The following is a 25,350-nucleotide window of genomic DNA, read 5'->3' as shown; positions in this document are numbered from 1 at the left end:
AAAGCTTGAGTGAAAGGCGTTCGAAGTGAACAATATGTAACTTCGCATTTCCATTTGAGAATTCTTCATGACTGCCGCGTCCCGTTTCCTGGCCTGGCTGGCGTTTCCGTTGCTTGCCTTGAGCAGCTTCAATCTGCTCGCCGATACCGTGGAAGGCGCCCCGCAGGCGCTGCACTTGCTCGATTACATCAGTGCGGACTACCCGCCGACGGTGGCGGCGGGCAAGGTTGTCGACGACGGCGAATACCGCGAGCAACTGGAATTCACCCAGGTGCTGCAAGGCCTGATCGCCGGCATGCCGGTCAAGCCGGAGAAGGCGGCGCTGGAGCAGGGCGTCGCGGCTCTGCACGCCGCTATCAGCGCCAAACAGGACGGCGCCGAAGTCGCCCGTCAGGCCCGGCAACTGGGGGCACAACTGGCGGTGGCGTATGAAGTCAGCCAGGCACCGATCATCACGCCGGATCCGATCCGCGGCGCGCCGCTCTACGCGCAAAACTGCTCGGTTTGCCACGGTGAAACCGGGGCCGGCGACGGCCCGGCAGGTCTCGGCATGTCGCCGGCACCTGCCAATCTGCGCGATGCCGCACGGATGGATCACCTGAGCCTGTACGCGATCTACAGCACCCTCGGTCAGGGCGTCGAAGGCACCGACATGCCGGCCTTCGCCGATCAACTGGATGACCGTCAGCGCTGGGACCTGGCGACCTACATCGCCGGCTTCAGTGCCGACCCGGCAGCGGCCAAATCCGACAAGACCTACAACATCGCCGATCTGGCCCGCCAGACCCCGGCCGAAGTACAGGCCGCCGAAGGTGCGCAAACCGCCGCAACCTTCCGCGCCCAGCGCGCGCAGCCGCCGCAGGTCAAGCGGGGCCCGGCGCAGTTGCTCGACTACACCGCTGCGACTCTGGACAAGAGTCTCGCGGCGTATCGTGCCGGCGACCACGATCAGGCGTATGACCTGTCGGTGGCGGCCTATCTGGAAGGTTTCGAGCTGGTCGAAAGCTCGCTGGATAACGTCGACGCCACTGTACGCAAAGACACCGAAAAATCCCTGATGGCGTATCGGCAGTCGTTGCAGGACGGTTTGCCGGTCGAGCAGGCCGAACAGCGTCTGGATGCCGCCAATGCCAGGCTCAAGGAGTCCGCCGGGTTACTCGGCAGCGATGGCTTGAGCTGGTCGCTGAGCTTCATTTCCGGCCTGTTGATTCTGCTGCGCGAAGGTCTGGAAGCGATTCTGGTACTGGCGGCGATCCTCGCGTTTCTGCGTAACACCGGCCAGCAGTCGGCGGTGCGCAGCGTCAACATCGGTTGGGGCCTGGCGCTGTTGGCCGGTCTCGGCACCTGGGCGCTGGCCGCGTACGTGATTGATGTCAGCGGCTCGCAGCGTGAGTTGCTCGAGGGCGCGACGGCACTGTTCGCCAGTGTCATGGTGTTGTGGCTCGGCGTGTGGATGCATGACCGTCGCCACGCCGCAGCCTGGCAGGACTACATCAAGCAGAGTCTGGTGGGCGGCGGCGGGCGTTTCGGCTTCGCAATCCTCGCGTTCTTCTCGGTGTACCGCGAATTGTTCGAAGTGATCCTGTTCTACGAAACCCTGTGGTTGCAGGCCGGCCCCGCCGGGCATGACGCAGTGCTGGCCGGTGGTGCCACCGCGCTGGTGCTGCTGGTCGGTCTGGCCTGGGTGATCCTGCGCGGCTCGGCGAAACTGCCGCTGACGCTGTTCTTCAGCATTAACGCCGGTCTGCTCTGCGCGTTGTCGGTGGTGTTCGCCGGGCACGGCGTGAAGGCGTTGCAGGAAGCCGGGATCTTCGGCACGCGGCCGGTGGCGTTCTTCGACTTCGACTGGCTGGGCATTCATGCCGATGCCTATTCGCTGACGGCGCAGGCGCTGGCAATTCTGGCGATTGTCGTGCTGTATGGGCGTAGCCGGATGGCCGAGAAGAAGCAGGTGACTGCTTAAGAGCATTCGCTGCGCTCATATTCGCGGGCAAGCCCGCTCCCACAGGTTAGCGTTAACCTTGTGGGAGCGTGGCTTGCCCGCGATGCTTTTAAAAGAGGAAAAAAACATGCGTGTATGGATTGATGCCGACGCCTGCCCTCGGGCCGCCAAGGACCTGGTGGTGAAGTTCGCCCTCAAGCGCCAGTTCGAAGTGGTGCTGGTGGCCGGGCAACCGCAGACCAAACCGGGGCTGGCGATCGTCAAATTGATCGTGGTGCCGAGCGGCCCGGATGCGGCGGACGATTATCTGGTCGAGCACGCGGTGCCCGGTGAACTGGTGATCTGCAGCGATATTCCGCTGGCCGATCGTCTGGTGAAGAAGGGGGTGGCGGCGCTGGACCCGCGGGGCAAGGAGTTCGATGCGCAGAACATGGGCGAGCGGCTGGCGGTGCGCAACCTGTTCACCGACCTGCGCGAGCAGGGCCAGATCAGCGGCGGCCCGGCACCATTCGGCGAGCGCGAGAAGCAGGCGTTTGCCAATGCGCTGGACCGTATCCTCACGCGCCTGACCCGCAAGCCTTAAGCCCTGCACAAATCCCCTTGTAGGAGTGAGCCTGCTCGCGATAACGGTCGGTCATTCAACAGATATGTTGCCTGATACACCGCCATCGCGAGCAGGCTCACTCCGGCATCAGAACGCGTCAGGCATCATTTTCGTGGGTCAGTTCGAGGACGCGGTCGACCAGTTTATTGATCCCCGCAGCCGCTTCACTGATGTTCTGGGCCAGCATGTAAGCCGGGGTCGTCACCAGTTTGCGCGCCTTGTCTTCGATGATTTCCGTCACCGCGCAGTCTTCGTGGGTGGCGCCCATCTTGTTCATCGCGGTCGCCGTGTCGGCGTCGTTGCCGATCGTGCAGGTCACGCCCGGGCCGTAGATCTTCGCCGCCAGCGCTGGCGAGATGCACATCAGGCCAATCGGTTTGCCCGCCTCGGCAAACGCCTCGGCCAGTTCCAGCACTTGCGGCTGGACGCTGCAGCCGGCGCCTTCGACGGCGAAGTTCGAGAGGTTTTTCGCCGCGCCGAAACCGCCAGGCACGATCAGCGCGTCGAAGTCATCGACGTCGGCTTCGCGGATGTCCTTGATGTTGCCCCGGGCGATCCGTGCCGACTCCACCAGGACGTTGCGCGTTTCGGGCATTTCTTCACCGGTCAGGTGATTGATCACATGCAATTGCGCGATGTTCGGGGCGAAGCACTGCACTTGCGCGCCGCGTTGATCCAGGCGTAGCAGGGTGATGACGCTTTCATGGATCTCGGCGCCGTCGTATACGCCACTGCCGGACAGGATCACTGCAACTTTTTTGCTCATGGGGTTCTCTCCAGATTCATGGCGCTCAATGTCCACTAATTTGCCGTGCGTTGCCATAGGCTCAAGTGCGGCAGCACCTGCATGGAACGCTTACTACATGGATCGCAACAACGCCGGGGTGTTCATTATTCGGGATGGTCTGTTGCGTAAGGAGCGGCTGATTCTGGGCGTGAGAACGCCGCTGGCGAACGGCAATCCGTTACAGCAGGTGGGATGAGTGACATTCCCGACTGAAAGAGTCGTTCAGTCCGGATGCAGCCTGTTCAGTGGTGTCGGGCTGTATGCCTGTCGCCAGCGAGTTACTCGGTTGGCGGCTTGGGTTCGGCAGCGTTGGCCTGCTCGGCCTGATGCAACTGCGCAGCTTTTGCAGCTTGCTCGTCGGCATAAACCTGCCTGGCCAGCCGCGCATTCTTGAAGCGGCGGCGCAGCCACAGGCCGACGCCCAGCAGCAAGAGCGCACCCAGCACCCACAGTTCATATTTCTTGATGCTGCCGAGCATGCCTTCCAGCACCGCGCCGAAGTGGTAAGCCGCCGCAGCCAGCGCGGTGGCCCAGATCGCCGCGCCAATGCCGTTGAGCAGCAGATAACGTCCCGGCGGATAACCCGACAGACCGATCGCCACCGGCATTACCGTGCGCAAGCCATACACGAAGCGGAAGCTCAGGACCCAGATGTCCGGGTGCTTGCGAATGTGCTCCAGCGCGCGGTCGCCCATCATCTGCCAGCGCGGTTTGCGCGCGAGCAATTTGCGCCCGTGCTTGCGCCCCAGGAAGTACCACAGCTGATCGCCGGCATAGCTGCCGAAGAACGCCACGACGACCACCAGGTTGATGTCCATGTATCCACGGAACGCGAGGAAGCCCGCGAGCACCAGGATGGTTTCGCCTTCGAAGAACGTGCCGAGGAACAAGGCAAAGTAGCCGAAGTCATGCAGAAATTGTTGGAGCATTGTCTGGGTGCTGGCGAAATGAACGCGCAGCCTAACCCTTCGTACACATTCAGGAAAGTGTCCAAATGTGTCTCGACGTGAACAATTCCTACACTGACAATGGAATGCGGCTACATGTCACGGGGCACGCACAACTGTAATCTGTTCGTCATAATGGCCGTCTATAACTGTCACGCTCGCCCGTTTGCGCGGGCTCAGGAGTCTGCCGTGAGCTTTACCCCTGCCAACCGTTTGTTCCCAGCCACCCGCCTGCGCCGCAATCGCCGTGATGATTTTTCGCGTCGGCTGGTGCGGGAAAATGTGCTGACGGTCGATGACCTGATCCTGCCGGTGTTCGTGCTCGACGGTGAAAACCGCCGCGAAGCCGTGGCCTCGATGCCGGGTGTGGAACGGTTGACCATCGACCTGCTGCTCGAAGAAGCGGCGAAATGGGTCGAACTGGGGATTCCGGCGCTGGCCCTGTTCCCGGTCACGCCTGCAGCACTCAAATCCCTCGACGCCGCTGAAGCCTGGAACCCTCAAGGCATCGCCCAGCGCGCCACCCGCGCCCTGCGTGAGCGCTTCCCGGAGCTGGGCGTGATCACCGACGTCGCGCTCGACCCGTTCACCACCCACGGTCAGGACGGCATCCTCGACGAAGACGGCTATGTGCAGAACGACATCACTGTCGACGCACTGGTCCGTCAGGCCCTGTCCCATGCCGAAGCCGGTGCCCAGGTGGTTGCGCCGTCGGACATGATGGACGGTCGCATTCAGGCGATCCGCGAAGCGCTGGAAGTCGCCGGCCATGTCAACGTGCGGATCATGGCCTACTCGGCCAAGTACGCCAGCGCCTATTACGGCCCGTTCCGCGATGCAGTCGGTTCGGCCTCGAACCTCGGCAAGGCGAACAAGGCTTCTTATCAGATGGACCCGGCCAACAGCGACGAAGCGCTGCACGAAGTCGGCGCCGACTTGTCTGAAGGCGCGGACATGGTCATGGTCAAACCCGGCATGCCGTACCTCGACATTCTTTTCCGGGTAAAAGATGCCTTCAAAGTGCCGACCTTCGTCTATCAGGTCAGCGGCGAATACGCCATGCACATGGCGGCGATCGAGAATGGCTGGTTGAGCGAGGCGGTGATTCTCGAATCACTGACCGCCTTTAAACGTGCCGGCGCTGATGGCATCCTGACTTACTTTGCTGTCCGCGCCGCTCAATTGTTACGAGAGCAGAAATAGCCCTCCCAGGAACATTCGATGAATACCGAAGGACTCACAGAAGTTGCAGTAAAAGAAGCTCAGCCGGTGGTGGAACAAATCACCGAAACCCCGCCGGAACTGGAGCCTGCGCCACCCGCGCCGGTCACCGAAACCGTCGCGGCGGCGCCAGTGATTGCGATCCCGGGCCTGGATGACAGCAGCCTGTATATCCACCGCGAGCTTTCGCAACTGCAGTTCAACATCCGCGTGCTGGAACAGGCGCTGGACGAGTCCTATCCGTTGCTGGAGCGGCTGAAGTTCCTGCTGATCTTCTCCAGCAACCTCGACGAATTCTTCGAAATCCGCGTCGCCGGCCTGAAGAAGCAGATCACCTTCGCCCGTGAACAGGCCGGTGCCGACGGCCTGCAGCCGCATCAGGCGCTGGCGCGGATCAGCGAACTGGTCCACGGCCACGTTGACCGTCAGTACGCGATCCTCAACGACATCCTGTTGCCGGAGCTGGAAAAGCACCAGGTGCGCTTCATCCGTCGCCGCCACTGGACGACCAAGATCAAAACCTGGGTACGTCGTTATTTCCGCGACGAGATCGCACCGATCATCACCCCGATCGGCCTCGACCCGACGCACCCGTTCCCGCTGCTGGTGAACAAGAGCCTGAACTTCATCGTTGAGCTGGAAGGTATCGACGCCTTTGGTCGCGATTCCGGTCTGGCGATCATCCCGGCGCCGCGTCTGCTGCCACGGATCATCAAGGTGCCGGAAGAAGTCGGCGGCGCTGGCGACAACTATGTGTTCCTGTCGTCGATGATCCACGCCCACGCCGACGACCTGTTCCAGGGCATGAAGGTCAAGGGTTGCTACCAGTTCCGCCTTACCCGAAACGCCGACCTGTCGCTCGATTCCGAAGACGTCGAAGACCTTGCGCGCGCCCTGCGTGGCGAGCTGTTCTCGCGGCGCTACGGTGATGCGGTGCGTCTGGAAGTGGCCGACACCTGCCCGAAACACCTGTCGGACTACCTGCTCAAGCAGTTCAACCTGAGCGAGACCGAGCTGTATCAGGTCAACGGCCCGGTCAACCTGACCCGCCTGTTCAGCATCACCGGTCTGGACAGCCATCCGGAGCTGCAATACACGCCGTTCACCCCGCAGATCCCGAAACTGCTGCAGAACAGCGAGAACATTTTCAGCGTTGTCAGCAAACAGGACATCCTGCTGCTGCACCCGTTCGAGTCGTTCACCCCGGTGGTCGACCTGCTGCGTCAAGCGGCGAAAGACCCGCATGTGTTGGCGGTGCGCCAGACCCTGTACCGGTCCGGCGCCAACTCCGAGATCGTCGATGCGCTGGTGGACGCCGCGCGTAACGGCAAGGAAGTGACCGCGGTCATCGAACTGCGCGCGCGCTTCGACGAAGAATCCAACCTGCAACTGGCCAGCCGTCTGCAAGCGGCCGGTGCAGTGGTGATTTACGGCGTGGTCGGCTTCAAGACCCACGCCAAGATGATGTTGATCCTGCGTCGCGAGGCCGGCGAGATTGTGCGTTACGCACACCTCGGCACCGGTAACTACCACGCCGCCAATGCCCGTCTGTACACCGACTACAGCCTGCTGACCTCCGACGACGCCTTGTGCGAAGACGTCGGCAAACTGTTCAGCCAGTTGATCGGCATGGGTAAAACCCTGCGCATGAAGAAGCTGCTGCATGCGCCGTTTACCCTGAAGAAGGGCATGCTCGACATGATCACCCGCGAGACGCAGTTTGCCCTCGACGGCAAACCGGCGCACATCATCGCCAAGTTCAACTCGCTGACCGATCCGAAGATCATCCGCGCGCTGTACAAGGCCAGCCAGTCCGGCGTGCGCATTGATCTGGTGGTGCGTGGCATGTGCTGCCTGCGGCCGGGCATCGCCGGGGTTTCGCACAACATCCACGTGCGCTCGATCATCGGCCGCTTCCTCGAGCACACCCGGGTGTTCTACTTCCTCAACGGTGGCGAGGAGCAAATGTTCCTCTCCAGTGCCGACTGGATGGAGCGCAACCTCGACAAGCGCGTCGAGACTTGCTTCCCGGTCGAAGGCAAGAAGCTGCTGACCCGCGTCAAGAAAGAGCTGGAGCTGTACCTGACCGACAACACCCACAGCTGGAGCCTGCAGTCGGATGGCCGCTACATCCGCAACACGCCAACCGGTAATCAGAACCCGCGCAGTGCGCAGGCGACGTTGCTGGAACGTCTGGGCAGCCCGATTTTGCCGGTGAGCAGTTGAGGCCTTGAAAGTCAAAAGCCCCTCACCCTAACCCTCTCCCATCGGGAGAGGGGACTGACCGAGGTGTTTCGAGCTATACGTCGACCTGAGCTACCGAGTCGAACTCAGGCCTTGAAGCCAGCGGAGATCGGCGCCCTCTCCCTCGGGAGAGGGCTGGGGTGAGGGTTAACCTCCGTCCACAAGTCGAACCGAATAAAAAAGGCGATCCAGAAGGATCGCCTTTTTTGCACCTGAGATTTAACTCAGTGAACGGTGAGGACAATCCCCACCCGCGTCAGCCACTCGGCCTCAAGCCCGAAATCCGCCTGAGTCAGCTGGTTTTCATCCAGCCAGTTTTCCGGGAATTCCACATCAAGGCTGTCGCCCTTGGCGTGCAATGCCACTTGCGGCATCGCCTGGGTGCCCCGGATGTGGTGGAACAGGATCGCAAAGCGCAGCAGCACGCAGAGGCGAATCAGCTTGTCGCCGTCGTCACCGAATTCGGCGAATTTATCCTTGGGAATGTTGCGGCGATGGCCACGTACCAGCAGGGCGAGCATTTGCTGGTCTTCGCGGGAGAATCCGGCGAGGTCCGAATGCTCGATCAGGTAAGCGCCATGTTTGTGGTACTGATAGTGAGCGATGTCTAGCCCGACTTCGTGCACTTTCGCCGCCCAGCCCAGGAGTTCGCGCCAGATACCGTCATCCAGCTCCCAGTCGGCTGCGACCTGGTCGAAGGCATGCAGCGCCTTGCGCTCGACCCGCGCCGCTTGTTCCAGGTCGACGTGATAACGCTCCATCAGCGAGGTCAGGGTGCGTTCGCGCACGTCTTCGTGGTGATGGCGACCCAGCAGGTCGTAGAGCACGCCTTCGCGTAAGGCGCCGTCGCAGTGATCCATGCGTTGCAGTTCGAGGGCGTCGAAGATCGCTTCGAGAATCGCCAGGCCTGCCGGGAAAATCGTCCGGCGGTCAGGCTTGATGCCTTCGAAATCGATCTTGTCGACATCGCCGAGCTTGAACAGGCGGCGCTTGAGCCAGGCCAGGCCTTCGGCGTTCACTTCGCCCGTGCCATGCCCGCCGGCCTTCAGCGCCAGGCCGATGGCGCGGATGGTGCCCGAGGAGCCGATGGCTTCATCCCAGGTCAGGCGGTGCAGGGCGTGCTCGATGCTCATGATCTCCAGTCGCGCTGCGGTGTACGCCTGGGCGTAGCGGGCCGGGGTGATCTTGCCGTCCTTGAAGTAGCGTTGGGTGAAGCTGACGCAACCCATCTGCAGGCTTTCGCGCAGCAGCGGTTCGAATCTTTGCCCAATGATGAATTCGGTACTGCCGCCGCCAATGTCGGCGACCAGTCGTTTGCCCGGGGTGTCGGCGAGGGTGTGCGAGACGCCCAGATAGATCAGGCGCGCTTCTTCACGCCCGGAGATGACTTCCACCGGATGGCCGAGGATCTCTTCTGCGCGGCGGATGAATTCGCCACGGTTGCGAGCCTCACGCAGGGCGTTGGTGCCGACAATGCGCACGGCGCCCAGCGGCATACCGTTGATCAGTTGGGCAAACCGCTTGAGACAATCGAGGCCGCGCTGCATCGATTCTTCGTTGAGATGGCGCTCATCGTCGATGCCGGCGGCGAGCTGAACCTTCTCTCCGAGGCGCTCCAGGATACGGATTTCACCGTTCTGGGCCTTGGCCACGACCATGTGAAAGCTGTTGGAGCCCAGGTCGATTGCGGCGATCAGGGACAGATTCTTGGCTTGGGATTGCGGCATGGTCAGGGGGTCTCGGTCGATAACCCCGACATCGTGCCACGATCAAACGCTGGCGCCAACGCGCACGGTTCAAACCCTTGATTCAGCGCAGAAAGTCTGGAGATCGCGGCGCGGCCATTCGCGAGCAGGCTCGCTCCCACAGGTGAGCGCATTCCAATGTGGGAGCGAGCTTGCTCGCGAAGAGGGCACCACTGGCCCAGAGATTTTTCAGGCTGTCGCTTCAACCGTACCAATGAAGTTCGCCAATTCCGCCGTCTGCGGATTGGCAAACAGCACCTTCGGATCGCCCACCTCATGCACCTTGCCGTGGTGCATGAACACCAGTTTGTCGCCGACCTCCCGGGCGAAGCGCATCTCATGGGTGACCATGATCAGCGTCATGCCTTCCTTGGCCAATTGGCGCACCACGGCCAGTACTTCGTTGACCAGCTCCGGGTCCAGCGCCGACGTGATCTCATCGCACAGCAGCACCTTGGGCGACATCGCCAGCGCCCGGGCAATCGCCACGCGCTGCTGCTGACCGCCGGAGAGGCGATCCGGAAACGCGTCGAACTTCTCCCCCAGGCCCACGCGTTCGAGCATCTTGCGCGCCAGTTCGGCCGCCTTGGCCTTGGGCACTTTCTGCACCACTTGCGGCGCGAGCATCACGTTCTCGCCCACAGTCAGGTGCGGGAACAGGTTGAACTGCTGGAACACCATGCCGACTTTCTGCCGCAGGCTGCGCAGGTCGGCGCGGGCAGCGTCGAGGTATTCGCCGTCGACTTCGATCACCCCGTCATTGATCGACTCCAGGCCGTTGAGTGTACGCAGCAGGGTGGATTTGCCCGAGCCGCTGCGGCCGATGATCGCCACCACCTGACCTTCTTCGACGCTGAGGTCGATGCCTTTGAGTACGTGGTGGTCGCCGTAATATTTATGCAGGGCGGAAATTCTAAGCAGAGGCATGCAGTCTCCTTTCCAGGTAGCGCGCACTGAGCGACAAGGGGTAGCAGAGCAGGAAGTAGCCGAGGGCGACGAGGCCGTAGACCATGAACGGTTCAAACGTGGCGTTGGCGAGCATGCCGCCGGTCTTGGTCAGTTCGGTGAAGCCGATAATCGAGGTCACCGCCGTGCCCTTGACCACTTGCACCGAGAAGCCCACGGTCGGCGCCACCGCGATACGCAGGGCTTGCGGCAGGATCACGTAGCGCAGTTGCTCCAGCGGATTCAACGCCAGGCTCGACGAGGCTTCCCACTGGCCATGAGGAATTGCTTCGACACAACCACGCCAGATTTCCGCCAGATAGGCACTGGTAAACAGCGTCAGGGCAATCGCCGCCGCCATCCACGGTGAAATCTCGATCCCGGCCAGTGCCACGCCGAAGAACACCAGAAACAGCTGCATCAACAGCGGCGTGCCCTGGAACAGCTCGATCCAGGTGCGGGCGATGTTGCTCGACAGCGGGCTTTTCGAAATGCGCATGACCAGAATCAGCAGCCCGACGATCCCGCCGCCGATGAAGGCCACCAGCGACAACGCCAGCGTCCACTGCAGGCCGGTGAGCAGGTTGCGCAGGATGTCCCAGAAGGTGAAGTCGCTCATTGGCTGCTCCTCGAGAGATAGCGGCGCCCCAGCCAGTTGAGCAACTGGCGGATCAGCAACGCCATGCACAGGTAGATCAGCGTGGTCAGCGCATAGGTTTCAAAGGCGCGGAAATTGCGCGACTGAATGAAGTTGGCGGCAAAGCTCAACTCTTCGGTGGCGATCTGCGAACACACCGCCGACCCGAGCATGACGATGATGATCTGGCTGCTCAGGGCCGGCCAGACCTTGCCCAGCGCCGGCAGCAGGACCACGTGGCGGAACGCTTCGAAACGGCTCATGGCCAGCGCCGCTGCGGCCTCCAGTTGCCCGCGCGGGATCGCCTGGATGCCGGCGCGGATGATCTCGGTCGAATACGCACCGAGATTGATCACCATCGCCAGCACGGCTGCCTGCCACTCGGAAATCTGCACGCCGAGGGACGGCAGGCCGAAGAAGATGAAGAACAGTTGCACCAGAAACGGCGTGTTGCGGATCAACTCGACGTAGACGCCGAAAATCGCCGAGAACGGGCGGATGTTCCACGCCCGCACCAGCGCGCCGACGATGCCCACGCCGACCCCGAAGAATGCGCCAATGGCCGTCAGTTCCAGGGTAAACAAGGCGCCGCGCAACAGCAGGTCGGTGTTTTGCAGCACCGGAATGAAATCGAACTGATAAGCCATGTAGGTCTCCCGCGCAGTCGATCAGAGATCGGCCGGCAGCGGCTCTTTCAGCCAGGTCTGTGAATTCTTTTCCAGTGCGCCGTCAGCCTTGGCGGTGGTCAGGATGTCGTTGACCTTGCCCAGCAGCGCCGGCTCGTTCTTGTTCACGCCGACGTAGACCGGCGAATCCTTGAGCTTCACTTTCAGCGCCGGCACGCGTTTCGGGTTCTTTTCGCTGATGGCGACCATCACCACGTTGCCGCTGGCGATCAGGTCAACCTGGCCGGCGAGGTAGGCGGCGATGGTCGAGTTGTTGTCTTCGAAGCGCTTGATGGTCACGCCTTCGGGGGCGACTTTGCTCAGTTCGATGTCTTCGATGGCGCCACGGGTGACACTGATGGTTTTGCCTTTGAGGTCGTCGAGCGTGGTGATGGCGGCATCAGGCGGGCCGAACACGGCGAGGTAGAACGGGGCGTAGGCGCGGGAGAAGTCGATGACTTTCTCGCGATCCGGATTTTTACCGAGGCTGGAGATCACCAGGTCGACCTTGCCGGTGGTGAGGAACGGGATGCGGTTGGTGCTGTTGACCGGGGTCAGTTCGAGTTTGACCTTCAGTTGATCGGCCAGCAGTTTCGCTGTGTCGATGTCCAGGCCACGGGGCTTCATGTCCGGGCCGACCGAGCCGAACGGCGGGAAGTCCTGGGGCACGGCGACTTTCAATGTGCCGCGTTTGACCACGTCATCCAGCGCGTCGGCGTGGGCGGGGATCTGGCTGAGCAACAGGCTGGAAAACAGGGCGGCGAGGAGGGCGCGGTAACGCAGGGTCATGGCAAATCTCCGGATCGGCGGGAAGTGATTTCTGCGATCGGACAGAGCATGGGGCGTGCCAATACTCGGGTTTCCCCCGCGCAGGCCGCGGTTTTGGCGGATTTGTTCGGTCTTACTGGTCTGAACAGTCAGGTTGTTTTTCGCACTCCGATAGCGCATTGGTGTACGGCGCCGAACCCTGCTGGGGCACGACTTGCCGGCGTCAGCGAATAGCTTTACAACTAGCCGCACCTTGGCCTGGTTCGTCTGGAAAACCATGAACTCGATCTCCCGTGCCGTACCCGAAGTGGCGCTGCAAGCCATCCGCAAACTGATCTCCGAACAGGGTTTCGGTGCTGGAGATGCGTTGCCGTCGCAACGGGACCTGGCCTTGCAGTTGGGCGTCAGCCGGGCTTCATTGCGCGAGGCGCTGTCGTCGCTGAGTGCGCTCGGTGTGGTCAGCATTCAGCCGGGCAAGGGCGTGTTCGTTCAATCGCCGGTGGAATTGCCGCACGGCAGCCAGGCGCCAGGCTGGCCCTTTGCGGCACAGGCTTCGCCGCTGGATATCTTTCAGCTGCGCTATGCGCTGGAAGGGTTTGCCGCCGGGCTGGCGGCGGTCACGCTGAGCACGCTTGATCTGGATGCGCTGGAGGACAACGTTGCCGCGATGCGCGAGCAATTGAAGGCGGGTGATTTCGAAGCGGCGGCGAAACTCGACTTCGACTTCCACCGCCGCATCCTGCTGGCCAGCGGCAACCAGGCGATGCTGAGCATCCTCACCGCCAGCGCCGAAATCTTTCTCGAGAGCCAGAAGCTACCGTTCATCCGCGCCGAACGGGCGATGGAAACCTGGCAGGAACACCGCAAGATCCTCCGCGCCCTAGCCCGCCGGGCGTCCGCTGCCGCCCAGAAAGCCATGCAGGAGCACGTGCGCAACGCAGCCCTGCGCACCGGAATCGCCTTCATCGCCCCCGCCACGACGTGACTTGAGCTATACCCAGACTCATGGGGCGCCATAGCAAGACTCAATCAACTGCAGCTTCCTGAACAAGGTAAGGGCGGCTATGATGGGCCACGTTTTTTTGCTTACAACCTGGAGAATTCCATGAGCAGCGATTTGATCAAACACGTTAGCGACGCCAGCTTCGAAGCCGACGTACTCAAGGCCGAAGGCGCTGTCCTGGTCGACTACTGGGCTGAATGGTGCGGCCCTTGCAAAATGATCGCTCCGGTTCTGGACGAGATTGCCGAGACTTACAAAGGCAAGCTGACCGTCGCCAAACTGAACATCGACGAAAACCAGGAAACCCCGGCCAAGCACGGCGTGCGTGGTATCCCGACGCTGATGCTGTTCAAGAACGGCAACGTTGAAGCGACCAAAGTCGGCGCCCTGTCGAAGTCGCAACTGGCTGCTTTCCTCGACGCCAACATCTAAGCGTCGCGGTAAATCGCTGAAAAAAAGCCCCGCAAATTGCGGGGCTTTTTGCGTATTCAGGGCTAGACGCTCCGAAACTCAGGTGGTACATTCGGCCCCGCACTGGTTTCTCCACTGCCCCCTGCTAGCCGTCGCCGACGCACTCCTTTTCGAACAAGTTCGCGATCCTGTCGCCTTCTCCGCGGCGCGGCCTCATTAAGCCAAAAGCTTAATTTCCCCCCTCCATAAATGATTACGTCATTCCTATATGAATCTGACTGAACTCAAGCAAAAGCCGATTACCGAACTGCTCGAATTGGCCGAACAGATGGGCATAGAAAATATGGCCCGTTCGCGCAAGCAGGACGTGATTTTCTCCCTGCTGAAAAAGCACGCGAAAAGCGGCGAGGAAATCTCCGGTGATGGCGTGCTGGAGATTCTCCAGGACGGCTTCGGCTTCCTGCGCTCCGCTGACGCTTCCTATCTCGCCGGCCCGGACGATATCTACGTCTCGCCGAGCCAGATCCGCCGTTTCAACTTGCGCACCGGTGACACCATCGTTGGCAAGATCCGCCCTCCGAAGGAAGGCGAGCGGTATTTCGCCCTGCTCAAGGTCGACACGATCAACTTCGATCGTCCAGAGAACGCGAAAAACAAGATTCTCTTCGAGAACCTGACCCCGCTGTTCCCGACCGTGCGCATGAAGATGGAAGCCGGTAACGGTTCCACCGAAGACTTGACCGGTCGTGTGATCGACCTGTGCGCCCCGATCGGTAAAGGCCAGCGTGGTCTGATCGTTGCACCGCCGAAAGCCGGCAAGACGATCATGCTGCAGAACATCGCCGCGAACATCGCCCGTAACAACCCTGAAGTTCACCTGATCGTGCTGTTGATCGACGAACGTCCAGAAGAAGTGACCGAAATGCAGCGCACCGTGCGCGGCGAAGTGGTTGCTTCGACCTTCGACGAGCCGCCGACCCGCCACGTCCAGGTGGCTGAAATGGTGATCGAGAAGGCCAAGCGCCTGGTCGAACACAAGAAGGACGTGGTGATCCTGCTCGACTCCATCACCCGTCTGGCCCGTGCCTACAACACCGTGATTCCGAGCTCCGGCAAGGTCCTGACCGGTGGTGTCGATGCTCACGCCCTGGAGAAGCCAAAGCGTTTCTTCGGTGCTGCGCGCAACATCGAAGAAGGCGGCTCGCTGACCATTATCGCCACCGCGCTGGTTGAAACCGGCTCGAAGATGGACGAAGTGATCTACGAAGAGTTCAAGGGTACCGGCAACATGGAGCTGCCTCTGGATCGCAAGATCGCCGAGAAGCGCGTGTTCCCGGCCATCAACATCAACCGTTCCGGCACCCGCCGCGAAGAGTTGCTGACCGCCGACGACGAACTGCAGCGCATGTGGATCCTGCGCAAGTTGCTGCACCCGATGGACGAAGTGGCTGCCATCGAGTTCCTGGTCGACAAGCTGAAGACGACCAAGACCAACGACGAGTTCTTCTTGTCGATGAAGCGCAAGTAATACGCCAGCTGTTTAAAAAGAAGCGCCCGGAAGGGCGCTTTTTTTTGCCTCAGATTATTTGTATATGGATTGAAATGTACGCGGCTGATAACTTTCGCGCTTTCCAGGAACTTTGTATCCAGAACGAGAAAGGTTTTTCATGCACACGTTTGGCAATCGCCGTGATATCGACGGATTACGGGCACTGGCGGTTATTCCCGTCGTACTGTTTCATTTCGGATTCACTACATTCAGCGGCGGTTTTGTCGGCGTTGATGTGTTCTTCGTCATTTCCGGCTTCCTGATCACCTCGATCCTGTTCCGCGAAATCAGCGCACAGCGTTTCAGTTTTCTCGACTTCTGGGGCCGTCGTGCCCGGCGCATTCTGCCGGCGTTGACTGTGGTTGTGGTGGTGACGCTGGCTTTAGGCTGGCTGTTGCTGACAGCCAAAGACCTGGCTGAACTCGGGCGGACGATTCGTTACCAGTCGCTGTTCATTTCCAACATTCTGTTCATGCGTGAAGACGGCTACTTTGCTCCGGCGTCGGAGCTCAAACCGCTGCTGCATACCTGGTCGCTGGCGGTGGAGGAGCAGTACTACATCTTCTTCCCGTTGATGATGGTGTTGCTGATGCGGTATGTCCGTCATTGGCGCTGGATGCTGTTCGCGGTCCTGTTGGTGTCGTTTGGCCTGAACCTCATTTATATCGAACGCCGGCCTGAATTCGCCTTCTTCGCGCTGCCGACCCGCGCCTGGGAGCTGCTCTGCGGAGCAATGCTGGCGGTGCTGCCCGCGTCGAAACACGTCGCACGGCCGTGGCTGCGCCAGTCGGTGGGCGTGGCCGGACTGGCGGCGGTGCTGCTGGCGATATTCACCTTTGACAAGTCCACGGTGTTCCCGGGCTGGGCGGCATTGCTGCCGGTATTGGGCACTACCGCGTTGATCTGGTCGGGCGCGCAAGGTGCGACGTGGGCCAGCCGTCTGTTGAGTGTCCGCGTTCTGGTGTGGGTCGGCCTGCTGTCCTACTCCCTGTATCTGTGGCACTGGCCGGTTTATGTGTATGCCAATGCAATTTCCATCGACGGCATCCAGCCGCTGGAGGCGCTTGGCTGGATGGCCCTGGCGTTGGCCCTGGCCTGGTTGAGTCTGCGTTATATCGAGCTGCCCTTTCGTGAGAAACGAGTGTTCGCCAAGCGGAATTCCATGTTGGTCGGTGGTTTGCTGTCGATCACCGTGCTGGCGATTACCGGCTCGGTGATTAACTCGTCAGACGGTGTGCCACAGCGTCTGACCGGTAAGGCGCTGGAATACGCGCAATCGCGGGAGTGGAAGGCCGGGCAAGCGGATTGCATGCAGCTGAGCACGGACAAAACGCTGGACAAGGCCTGTCGGTTGGGCGGCGATGAGCAGGTCGCTCCGACCAAGATGTTCTGGGGCGACAGTCACACGGCGGCACTGTTGCCGGCCATCGCCGGCACTCTCGGTCGCGACGCGCAGCCGGTCTGGTTGTACAGCCTGACGGCTTGCCCGCCGATTGTCGAAGACCGCCTGCGCCCTCAATGCCAGGACTTCAACAAACGCAACATGGCGCTGGTGCTCAGTCGAGGGATCAAGGATGTCGTACTGGCGGCGAACTGGAGCCTGTACATTTATGGTCGCGAAGATGGCGACGGCGACAGACAGTTTCTGCTTGAGCGCAAGGACAGTCCGGCGCAAGCCGAACAGCGTCTGGCTGCCGGGCTCAAGGCGCAAGTGGCTGAGCTGCGCGCGGCTGGTGTGCAAGTCTGGCTGTTCAAGGAAGTGCCGCTGCAGCACAAGAGCTACATCGACCGCCTGACCAGCCTCGCGCGCATCGGGCGCTCGGCGCAAGGGCTCGGTCGCCCGCTCAATGAGCATCTGGCGCGCCAGCGGTTCTTCACCGAGCTGTTCGGCTCGATGAGTGCGGCGGATCCCGGCGTGCATGTTATCGACCCGACCTCGCTGATGTGCAAGGACGGCCTCTGCGCCATTGATGTCGATGGCCACTCGCAGTACAAGGATGCCGACCATCTTTCGGACGTGGGCAGTGCCAGACTGAGCCCGCTGTTTGCACCATTGCTGCTGGGTACTAGCCACAATTGAGCGATCCCGGGCGCTGACGGGCTGCTGTTTGCCCGTCAGAGCAGGTAGGATGTACGCCTATTTTGAGGGTGCCATCGTCAATGAAATTCAAGGATCTTCGGGATTTCGTGCAGCAGCTTGAGCAGCGCGGAGAGTTGAAACGCATCCAGATTCCCGTCTCGCCGGTGCTGGAGATGACCGAGGTGTGCGATCGCACACTGCGGGCCAAGGGCCCGGCGTTGCTGTTCGAGAAACCCACCGGCTACGACATTCCGGTGCTCGGCAACCTGTTCGGCACCCCTGAGCGGGTGGCGATGGGCATGGGCGCCGAGTCGGTCAGCGAGCTGCGCGAAATCGGCAAGCTGCTGGCCTTCCTCAAGGAGCCGGAGCCGCCGAAGGGCTTGAAGGACGCGTGGTCGAAACTGCCGATCTTCCGCAAGATCATCTCGATGGCGCCGAAAGTCGTCAAAGACGCGGTGTGCCAGGAAGTGGTCATTGAAGGCGACGATGTCGATCTGGCGATGCTGCCGGTGCAGACCTGCTGGCCCGGCGACGTCGGCCCGCTGATCACCTGGGGCCTGACCGTCACCAAAGGCCCGAACAAGGACCGCCAGAACCTCGGTATCTACCGTCAGCAAGTGATCGGCCGCAACAAGGTGATCATGCGCTGGCTCAGCCACCGTGGCGGCGCGCTGGACTTCCGTGAGTGGTGCGAGAAGCATCCGGGCCAGCCGTTCCCGGTGTCCGTGGCCCTCGGTGCCGATCCGGCGACCATCCTCGGTGCCGTAACGCCAGTGCCGGACAGCCTTTCCGAATACGCCTTTGCCGGACTGCTGCGGGGTAACCGCACCGAACTGGTCAAGTGCCGCGGTAACGACCTGCAAGTACCGGCCACCGCCGAGATCATCCTCGAAGGCGTGATCCATCCTGGCGAAATGGCCGACGAAGGCCCATACGGCGACCACACTGGCTACTACAACGAAGTCGACAGCTTCCCGGTGTTCACCGTCGAGCGCATCACCCACCGGATCAAACCGATCTACCACAGCACCTACACCGGCCGTCCGCCGGATGAGCCGGCGATCCTTGGCGTGGCGTTGAACGAAGTGTTCGTGCCGATCCTGCAGAAGCAGTTCCCGGAGATCACCGACTTCTACCTGCCGCCGGAAGGCTGCTCGTACCGCATGGCCGTGGTGACGATGAAGAAGTCGTATCCGGGGCATGCCAAGCGCGTGATGCTCGGTGTCTGGTCGTTTTTGCGACAGTTCATGTACACCAAGTTCGTTATTGTCACTGACGACGATATCAACGCCCGGGACTGGAACGACGTGATCTGGGCCATCACCACGCGCATGGATCCCAAGCGCGACACGGTGATGATCGACAATACGCCGATCGACTACCTCGACTTTGCCTCGCCGGTCTCCGGCCTGGGCTCGAAAATGGGCCTGGATGCCACCCACAAGTGGCCGGGCGAAACCACCCGCGAGTGGGGCCGCGTGATCGTCAAGGACGATGCCGTCACCCAGCGGATCGATGCCATCTGGAATCAGTTAGGAATAGATTGATGCGTGTAACCCTGCAGCCCTCCGGAGCGGTGCTTGAGATACAGCCCGGTGAGCGGATTCTCGACGGTGCGCGGCGCCTGGGCTACGACTGCCCGCAAAGCTGCCGCAACGGCAACTGCCACGTGTGTGCGGCGTTGCTGGTCGAAGGCCGGGTCGAACAGGCCGGCAAGGTGCACGACCACGGCGAGTTCTACACTTGCATAGCCGAGCCGCTGGAAGACTGCATCCTGTTGTGGGATGGCGTGCTGGCGTTGGGAGAACTGCCGGTGCGCAGCCTGTCGTGTCAGGTCATCGAATGCCGGGACGTTGGCGGTGACACCTGGCGTGTACGCCTGCGGGCGCCGGCCGGTAAACCGCCGCGCTACCACGCCGGACAGTACCTGATGATCGAGCGCGAGAGCGGCGAGAAGTCGGCGTTCTCCATGGCCTCGGCGCCGCACGGCGGGCGTGATCTGGAAATCCACGTGCTGGCGCGTGAAGCCAGTGCGCTGAGCCTGATCGAACAGTTGCAACGCAACCCGCTGGTGCGCGTCGAACTGCCGTTTGGCGACACCCACCTCGCCGAATTGCCTGACGGGCCGTTGGTGCTGATCGCCGCCGGTACCGGCATGGGCCAGATTCACAGCCTGATCGAACACTGCCGCGCCAACGGCTTCAAACACCCGGTGCATCTGTACTGGGGCGTGCGCCGTCCGGAAGATTTCTACGCCATCGAGCATTGGGACGAATGGCTGAAACTGCCCAATCTGTTCCTGCACAAAGTCGTCAGCGACCAGTGCGGTTGGGAAGGGCGCTGCGGGATGTTGCACCAGGCCGTGTGTGAAGACTTTGCGGATCTGAAGCCGCTGCACGTCTACGCCAGCGGCTCGCCGGCGATGGTCTACGGTACGCTGGATGCGCTGGTGGAAGCCGGGATGGATGCACACCAGATGCGCGCGGACGTGTTTGCCTATGCGCCGCGCTCTTGAGCCGCGCGAATTGAGCCTCACGAATTGAGCCGCACGAGCGTTGAGCCCAATCCCTAGAAACGTACGCCGGTCGTCACCATCGCCGCGTTGGCGCCGAGAAACACCAGCTCGGCCGCCAGCGGGCCGTAGTGAGTACCGACGGACGGAATGACTACCGGTGCCACGCCGAAGCGGTTCAACGGGATCTTGTCCTTGTAATCACCGCGATAACCCTGCAACAGGCCGCCGGTGACTTTCAGATACACCGGATACTCCCGGCTGTCATAGCGCTTGCCGACATAGGCATAGTTCGAGCGCTGGCTGAATGAGTTGCGAAAAGTTGCCCCGCCCAATACCCAGCCGGAAGCCTGATTGCGTTCGATGCCGATCAAGTCCTGATGATTATTGTGTTCAGGGTCGGGCGAGTAATGGCGGGTATAGACACTGGTTTGTGCGTACCAGAAGCCATCGTCTTTTTGTGAATCATTGGTGGCCAGAGCCTGGCCGGTCTGAAGCAATAACAATGCGGCCAAAAGCCTGAGTGCGTTCATGTTGCAGCCTCGGTTAAACGGGATGGCTTGCGCCAGAAGAAGGCCGTTATACGTAGGCGTTCAGCGACTGGAAAGACATAAAGTCCGACATTCTAGTAGGAAAATTCCTGCGTTTTCTTGAACCGTTCCTGAACAAGGGAAGGCTTATGCATATTTCATTCGGGTATTTAAGATATTCCTGCAATGGTATTAGGCTATATAAAAGCCGTTAACCGGGACCGCTAATCTCGATTTAACGCTATTGAGCCAGTCATACATCCTTTAGCACTTTTCGTTTTACAGTTACTGCTATATGTTCTATCCAGCGAATAGTGCTTACATCTTGTAATACTTGCGGGGCCGAACATTTCCGTCATGACAGCCATTGAATCTGCTTTTGTGAATCTGGCTTACCCTCCGCGGCTCGATTTGGGGCCGCAGCTGACCCACGAACAACTTCTCGTCTCGATGCAATCGACCATGGCGCGCCACAAGGGCGGGCCGGTGTGGCTGTTCGCTTACGGGGCGCTGATCTGGCGTCCGGAATGTACGGCAGTGGAGCGGGTGCGCGGGCGAGTCCATGGCTACCACCGCGGTTTGTACCTGTGGTCGCATGAGCATCGCGGTACGCCGGAAATGCCCGGGCTGGTGTTCGGTCTGGATCGCGGCGGTTCGTGCAGCGGCTTCGCCTATCGGTTGCCGGAAGAGAACCTCGACAGTGCGCTTTATGCGCTGTGGAAACGCGAGATGCCGTTCCCGTCCTATCGCCCGCACTGGCTCAACTGCCGGCTCGAAGATGGCAGTCAGGTTCAGGCGTTGGGGTTTGTGCTGGAGCGACACCTGCCCAGCTACGCCGGCAACCTGCCGGATCACGTGCTGAGTCAGGTGTTCGCAAGCGCTTGCGGGCGCTACGGTACCACTCGCGATTATGTCGAGCAGACCGCCCACGCCCTGCGCAGCCACGCCATGCCAGATCGGAATCTGGAGGCGCGGCTCAAGCGCTGTCAATCACAAAGCGATCAAGCGACGGCTTCGCGGCTCTGACTGGCGACTTGCTTGTGCCATAGCGTCGGGGCCAGGAAGGCCATCGACAGCAGGCAAGCGCCCACCAGCAGCACAAAACCACCGTCCCAGCCGAAGTGGTCAACGGTGTAGCCCATCGCCGCACTCGCCGCGACCGAACCACCCAAGTAACCGAACAGACCGGTGAAGCCCGCAGCAGTGCCGGCGGCTTTCTTCGGTGCCAGTTCCAGCGCCTGCAGACCGATCAGCATCACCGGGCCGTAGATCAGGAAGCCGATCGAGAACAGCGCAATCATGTCCACGGTCGGGTTGCCGGCCGGGTTCAGCCAGTACACCAGCGTTGCGACGGTCACCAGCGCCATGAACACCATGCCGGTCAGGCCACGGTTGCCACGGAAGATCTTGTCCGACATCCAGCCGCACAGCAGCGTGCCCGGAATACCCGCCCACTCGTAGAAGAAATAGGCCCACGAGGTTTTATCCACGGTGAAACCCTTGGCTTCCTTGAGGTAGGTCGGCGCCCAGTCCAGCACGCCGTAGCGCAGCAGGTAGACGAAGACGTTGGCCAGGGCGATGTACCAGAGCATTTTGTTGCGCAGCACGTATTTGACGAAGATTTCCTTGGCGCTGAATTCGTCTTCGTGGCTGGCGTCGTAGCCTTCCGGGTAATCGTTCTTGTACTTCTCGATCGGCGGCAGGCCGACCGATTGCGGGGTGTCGCGCATGGTGATGAAGGCAAACACCGCCACGCCCAGCGCCACGGCTGCGGGCACGTAGAACGCTGCGTGCCAGTCGTTGAACAGGCCCATGCCGAGCAGGAACAGCGGACCGATCAGGCCACCGCCGACGTTATGCGCCACGTTCCACACCGAGACCACGCCGCCGCGCTCCTTCTGCGACCACCAGTGCACCATTGTGCGTCCACTCGGTGGCCAGCCCATGCCCTGGGCCCAACCGTTGATGAACAGCAGGATGAACATCATGGTCACGCTGGACGTCGCCCACGGCGCGAAACCGAAAATGAACATCACCCCGGCCGATACCAGCAGGCCGAACGGCAGGAAGTAACGCGGATTGGAACGGTCGGAGACCAGGCCCATCAGGAACTTGGACAGGCCGTAGGCAATGGCGATGGCCGACATCGCCAGACCCAGATCGCCACGGCTGTAGCCTTCGTCGATCAGGTACGGCATGGCCAGGGAGAAGTTTTTGCGCAGCAGGTAGTAACCCGCGTAACCGAAGAAGATACCGGCGAAGATCTGCCAGCGCAGGCGTCGGTAGGTGCTGTCTATTTTTTCTTCAGGCAATGGAGCCTGATGGGCGGCAGGACGAAAGAAAGCAAACATTCAAGAGCTCCAGATTTCTTGTTTTGACTGCGGATGCGAATGTTACAGTTTCGTTACCGAAAATAGCACCGGTTCGCATTGGCAAAACAGCGGAAATGTTGGAAATCGCACTTTCCTTTATGAAGCTGTCGCTCAGCTGTAAGAACAGGGCGTTTTCACCACTTCTGAACATCGGGTGGCTTAGACTCGCGGCCAGTTCAACCGATTGATCAGCCGAGATAAGAAATGCCACTGAAGGTTCGCAGATTGATGCCGAGATTTTTGGTGGCAGCGGGTCTTGCCGTTGTATTACTGACATTGATCATCACCGATCATCCGACTCATTCCGGTCTGCGCAACGCCACGGTGCTGATCATTCGACATGCGGAAAAACCGGCTGAGGGGTCGGCGCTCAATGCCCGAGGCGAACAGCGTGCGGCCGCCTACGTCGACTATTTCAATCCGCTGAAACTCTACGGCCAGACGCTCACCCCCCAGCGTCTGATCGCTGCCGGCGACGTCCCGGAGAGTTCACGTTCGCGTCTGACCCTGACCCCGCTGGCCCAGCGTCTGAACCTTGTGATTGAGCAACCCTACGTCAATGGCGATCTTCATCAACTGGTCAAACTGTTGCGCAAAAGCAATCAGGCGCAAACGGTGTTGATCGCCTGGCATCACGGCCACATCAACAAACTGCTCAAGGCCTTTGGTGGCGACCCCACAGCGCTGATGGGCCAGGAAAAATGGCCGGATGATGTGTTCGACTGGCTGATCGTCCTGCGCTTCGATGAGAACGGGCGGCTCATCCCGTCCCGTAGCGAGAAGGTGCAGGAGCAGCTGTTGCCGGGCGACGCGGCACCATCGCCCGGCGGCTGAGACACGCTGCGGTTTCAGCGCACCTGCACCACCACCTTGCCCACAGCCTTGCGCTGCCCCAGATCATTGATCGCCTGCGCCGCGTTGCTCAGCGGATACACCTGCGACACCAGCGGTTTCAGCTTGCCCTCGGCGAACCAGCCGAACAGTTGCTGAAAGTTCGCCGCGTTATCCTGCGGCTGGCGCTGGGCGAAGGAGCCCCAGAACACGCCGACCACTGCCGCACCCTTGAGTAGCGCGAGGTTGACCGGGAACTCAGGGATGCGTCCGCTGGCGAAGCCGACCACCAGCAGCCGGCCGTTCCAGGCGATGGCGCGGATGGCTTGATCGAACAGGTCACCGCCGACCGGGTCGTAGATCACGTCGGCACCCTGGCCGTCAGTGAGGCGTTTGATTTCGTCCTTGAGGCTGGTTTCGCTGTAATTGATCAGCTCATCGGCACCGGCAGCCTTGGCCACGGCTAGTTTCTCCGCGCTGCTGGCGGCAGCGATGACCCGGGCACCCATGGCTTTGCCGATTTCCACCGCCGCCAGCCCCACACCGCCAGACGCACCCAGCACCAGCAGGGTTTCGCCCGGTTGCAGGTTCGCCCGTTGTTTAAGGGCGTGCATCGAGGTGCCGTAGGTCATGCTGAACGCGGCGGCGGTGTTGAAATCCATCGACGGCGGGATCGGCAGGACGTTGTAGCCCGGCACCGCGACCTGTTCGGCAAAGCTGCCCCAACCGGTCAAAGCCATGACCCGGTCGCCGACCTTCAAATGGCCGACCTTTTCGCCCACGGCGCTGACCACGCCAGCCGCTTCACCGCCCGGCGAGAACGGGAAGGGCGGCTTGAACTGGTACTTGCCCTCGATGATCAGCGTGTCCGGGAAGTTGACCCCGGCGGCGTGCACCTCCAGCAGGATTTCGTTCTTCTTCAGGGCAGGACTGGCGACGTCTTCCAGCACCAGCGATTCGGCAGGGCCGAAGGCTTTGCACAGCACGGCTTTCATCAGGGCTATTCCTTTGGGAGTGATGGCCGATAAGTGTAGGTGTGTCAGTCAACGGGTCAACGAGCATGCCCGACCCTGATAGTCAGCCATAAGCTTGTGCTTGCGCGGCGGGTCGTTATGCTAGGCCGCAAACCGGATAAGGAGCGAATTGTGAAAGCGTGGATCATGTTGTTGCTGGCCCTGTCTCTGCCTGTGGCAGCGCTGGCCGAAGAAGCCAAAGAAGGCGAGGCGCCGAAGGTCAACTACATCACCCTGAGCCCGCCGTTCGTGGGCAACTACGGGCTGGACGGCACGCCGAAGCTGAAGGTCTACAAGGCCGACGTGGCATTGCGCGTGACCGGTGAAGAAGCGACCAAACTGGTCAAGGCCAACGAGCCGCTGATCCGCAATCAACTGGTGGCGCTGTTTACCCAGCAGACCAGCGAGGCGATGAGCAGCATCGAAGGCAAGGAAAAACTGCGTCAGGAAGCCCTGAAGCAGACTCAGCAAGTGATGAACGACGAAACCGGCAAGCCGGTGGTTGAAGACCTGTTGTTCAACAACCTGATCATTCAGTAACCAC

23 protein-coding genes are annotated in these 25,350 nt (G+C 61.0%); 13 read left to right on the top strand and 10 right to left on the bottom strand.

Translation table 11 applies throughout. The features are described from left to right. Positions 1-67 precede the first annotated feature (67 nt). On the top strand, positions 68-1,963 hold the full coding sequence (locus ACXX9E_RS04380; protein WP_458555070.1) for an FTR1 family protein: 1,896 nt from the start codon (positions 68-70) through the stop codon (positions 1,961-1,963). A 106-nt stretch (positions 1,964-2,069) separates the two neighbouring features. Then, positions 2,070-2,525, top strand: coding sequence for a YaiI/YqxD family protein (locus tag ACXX9E_RS04375; RefSeq protein ID WP_098966204.1), 456 nt, complete (start codon positions 2,070-2,072; stop codon positions 2,523-2,525). A 118-nt stretch (positions 2,526-2,643) separates the two neighbouring features. On the opposite strand, the gene elbB is transcribed toward ACXX9E_RS04375, so the two are convergent. Together elbB and ACXX9E_RS04365 are read right to left on the bottom strand one after the other, a co-directional pair. Next, positions 2,644-3,312, bottom strand: a complete 669-nt coding sequence (gene elbB / locus ACXX9E_RS04370) for an isoprenoid biosynthesis glyoxalase ElbB (RefSeq protein WP_128613823.1) — start codon at positions 3,310-3,312, stop codon at positions 2,644-2,646. A 299-nt stretch (positions 3,313-3,611) separates the two neighbouring features. Then, positions 3,612-4,262, bottom strand: a complete 651-nt coding sequence (locus ACXX9E_RS04365) for a DedA family protein (protein ID WP_123469737.1) — start codon at positions 4,260-4,262, stop codon at positions 3,612-3,614. Positions 4,263-4,469: 207 nt separating this feature from the next. On the opposite strand from ACXX9E_RS04365, the gene hemB reads away from it, so the two are divergent. Further along, a complete protein-coding gene (gene hemB, locus ACXX9E_RS04360; protein ID WP_128613824.1) occupies positions 4,470-5,483 on the top strand; it encodes a porphobilinogen synthase in 1,014 nt (337 codons plus the stop codon). Between the two features lie 18 nt (positions 5,484-5,501). Then, entirely contained in the window at positions 5,502-7,727 is a 2,226-nt protein-coding gene (gene ppk1, locus ACXX9E_RS04355) for a polyphosphate kinase 1 (RefSeq protein ID WP_128613825.1), read from the top strand. 242 nt (positions 7,728-7,969) lie between these two features. Here the strand turns inward: ppk1 and ppx are convergent, their stop codons facing one another. The 5 genes from ppx to ACXX9E_RS04330 form a co-directional block, all read right to left on the bottom strand. Further along, positions 7,970-9,472, bottom strand: a complete 1,503-nt coding sequence (ppx, locus tag ACXX9E_RS04350; protein ID WP_128613826.1) for an exopolyphosphatase — start codon at positions 9,470-9,472, stop codon at positions 7,970-7,972. Positions 9,473-9,679: 207 nt separating this feature from the next. Further along, positions 9,680-10,417: an amino acid ABC transporter ATP-binding protein gene (locus ACXX9E_RS04345; protein ID WP_095137640.1), complete on the bottom strand. Its 738-nt coding sequence runs from the start codon at positions 10,415-10,417 to the stop codon at positions 9,680-9,682. After that, positions 10,404-11,054, bottom strand: a complete 651-nt coding sequence (locus ACXX9E_RS04340) for an amino acid ABC transporter permease (protein ID WP_123469729.1) — start codon at positions 11,052-11,054, stop codon at positions 10,404-10,406. The genes ACXX9E_RS04345 and ACXX9E_RS04340 overlap by 14 nt, the downstream gene beginning before the upstream one ends. Further along, positions 11,051-11,719, bottom strand: coding sequence for an amino acid ABC transporter permease (locus ACXX9E_RS04335; RefSeq protein WP_123469728.1), 669 nt, complete (start codon positions 11,717-11,719; stop codon positions 11,051-11,053). The genes ACXX9E_RS04340 and ACXX9E_RS04335 overlap by 4 nt, the downstream gene beginning before the upstream one ends. A gap of 21 nt (positions 11,720-11,740) precedes the next feature. Beyond that, on the bottom strand, positions 11,741-12,526 hold the full coding sequence (locus ACXX9E_RS04330) for a transporter substrate-binding domain-containing protein (protein ID WP_186744054.1): 786 nt from the start codon (positions 12,524-12,526) through the stop codon (positions 11,741-11,743). 256 nt (positions 12,527-12,782) lie between these two features. On the opposite strand from ACXX9E_RS04330, the gene ACXX9E_RS04325 reads away from it, so the two are divergent. The 6 genes from ACXX9E_RS04325 to ACXX9E_RS04300 all read left to right on the top strand — a co-directional run bounded on the left by ACXX9E_RS04325 (position 12,783) and on the right by ACXX9E_RS04300 (position 20,063). Next, complete coding sequence (locus ACXX9E_RS04325) at positions 12,783-13,490, top strand: FadR/GntR family transcriptional regulator (RefSeq protein WP_458555069.1); 708 nt, start codon at positions 12,783-12,785, stop codon at positions 13,488-13,490. 120 nt (positions 13,491-13,610) lie between these two features. Next, positions 13,611-13,940: a thioredoxin TrxA gene (trxA, locus tag ACXX9E_RS04320; RefSeq protein ID WP_003206727.1), complete on the top strand. Its 330-nt coding sequence runs from the start codon at positions 13,611-13,613 to the stop codon at positions 13,938-13,940. Positions 13,941-14,187: 247 nt separating this feature from the next. Beyond that, complete coding sequence (gene rho, locus ACXX9E_RS04315) at positions 14,188-15,447, top strand: transcription termination factor Rho (protein WP_003229334.1); 1,260 nt, start codon at positions 14,188-14,190, stop codon at positions 15,445-15,447. A 139-nt stretch (positions 15,448-15,586) separates the two neighbouring features. Further along, positions 15,587-17,548 (top strand): acyltransferase family protein, encoded by a 1,962-nt coding sequence (locus tag ACXX9E_RS04310; protein WP_186744066.1) that lies wholly within the window; start codon positions 15,587-15,589, stop codon positions 17,546-17,548. 80 nt (positions 17,549-17,628) lie between these two features. Beyond that, the gene (gene ubiD / locus ACXX9E_RS04305; RefSeq protein ID WP_003229330.1) at positions 17,629-19,095 is read left to right on the top strand and encodes a 4-hydroxy-3-polyprenylbenzoate decarboxylase; all 1,467 of its coding nucleotides are present in this window, start codon (positions 17,629-17,631) and stop codon (positions 19,093-19,095) included. Beyond that, positions 19,095-20,063, top strand: a complete 969-nt coding sequence (locus ACXX9E_RS04300; RefSeq protein WP_186744068.1) for a CDP-6-deoxy-delta-3,4-glucoseen reductase — start codon at positions 19,095-19,097, stop codon at positions 20,061-20,063. The genes ubiD and ACXX9E_RS04300 overlap by 1 nt, the downstream gene beginning before the upstream one ends. Before the next feature lie 53 nt (positions 20,064-20,116). On the opposite strand, the gene ACXX9E_RS04295 is transcribed toward ACXX9E_RS04300, so the two are convergent. Then, a complete protein-coding gene (locus tag ACXX9E_RS04295) occupies positions 20,117-20,593 on the bottom strand; it encodes a sn-glycerol-3-phosphate transporter (protein WP_123469720.1) in 477 nt (158 codons plus the stop codon). 354 nt (positions 20,594-20,947) lie between these two features. On the opposite strand from ACXX9E_RS04295, the gene ACXX9E_RS04290 reads away from it, so the two are divergent. Next, positions 20,948-21,616, top strand: a complete 669-nt coding sequence (locus tag ACXX9E_RS04290) for a gamma-glutamylcyclotransferase (RefSeq protein WP_458555068.1) — start codon at positions 20,948-20,950, stop codon at positions 21,614-21,616. Here the strand turns inward: ACXX9E_RS04290 and glpT are convergent. Continuing rightward, positions 21,592-22,941 (bottom strand): glycerol-3-phosphate transporter, encoded by a 1,350-nt coding sequence (gene glpT / locus ACXX9E_RS04285; protein WP_122596666.1) that lies wholly within the window; start codon positions 22,939-22,941, stop codon positions 21,592-21,594. The two genes, ACXX9E_RS04290 and glpT, sit on opposite strands and share 25 nt — an antisense overlap. Before the next feature lie 225 nt (positions 22,942-23,166). On the opposite strand from glpT, the gene ACXX9E_RS04280 reads away from it, so the two are divergent. Continuing rightward, the gene (locus tag ACXX9E_RS04280; protein WP_458555067.1) at positions 23,167-23,796 is read left to right on the top strand and encodes a flagellar basal body-associated protein FliL; all 630 of its coding nucleotides are present in this window, start codon (positions 23,167-23,169) and stop codon (positions 23,794-23,796) included. A gap of 14 nt (positions 23,797-23,810) precedes the next feature. Here the strand turns inward: ACXX9E_RS04280 and ACXX9E_RS04275 are convergent, their stop codons facing one another. Next, on the bottom strand, positions 23,811-24,788 hold the full coding sequence (locus ACXX9E_RS04275) for an NADPH:quinone oxidoreductase family protein (RefSeq protein WP_123469716.1): 978 nt from the start codon (positions 24,786-24,788) through the stop codon (positions 23,811-23,813). Positions 24,789-24,938: 150 nt separating this feature from the next. On the opposite strand from ACXX9E_RS04275, the gene ACXX9E_RS04270 reads away from it, so the two are divergent. Further along, the gene (locus tag ACXX9E_RS04270) at positions 24,939-25,346 is read left to right on the top strand and encodes a flagellar basal body-associated protein FliL (RefSeq protein WP_177490592.1); all 408 of its coding nucleotides are present in this window, start codon (positions 24,939-24,941) and stop codon (positions 25,344-25,346) included. Positions 25,347-25,350: the final 4 nt, after the last annotated feature.

The sequence above is a fragment of the Pseudomonas sp. GNP014 genome (assembly GCF_054344005.1).
This window is presented reverse-complemented; position numbering and strand designations above follow the sequence as displayed.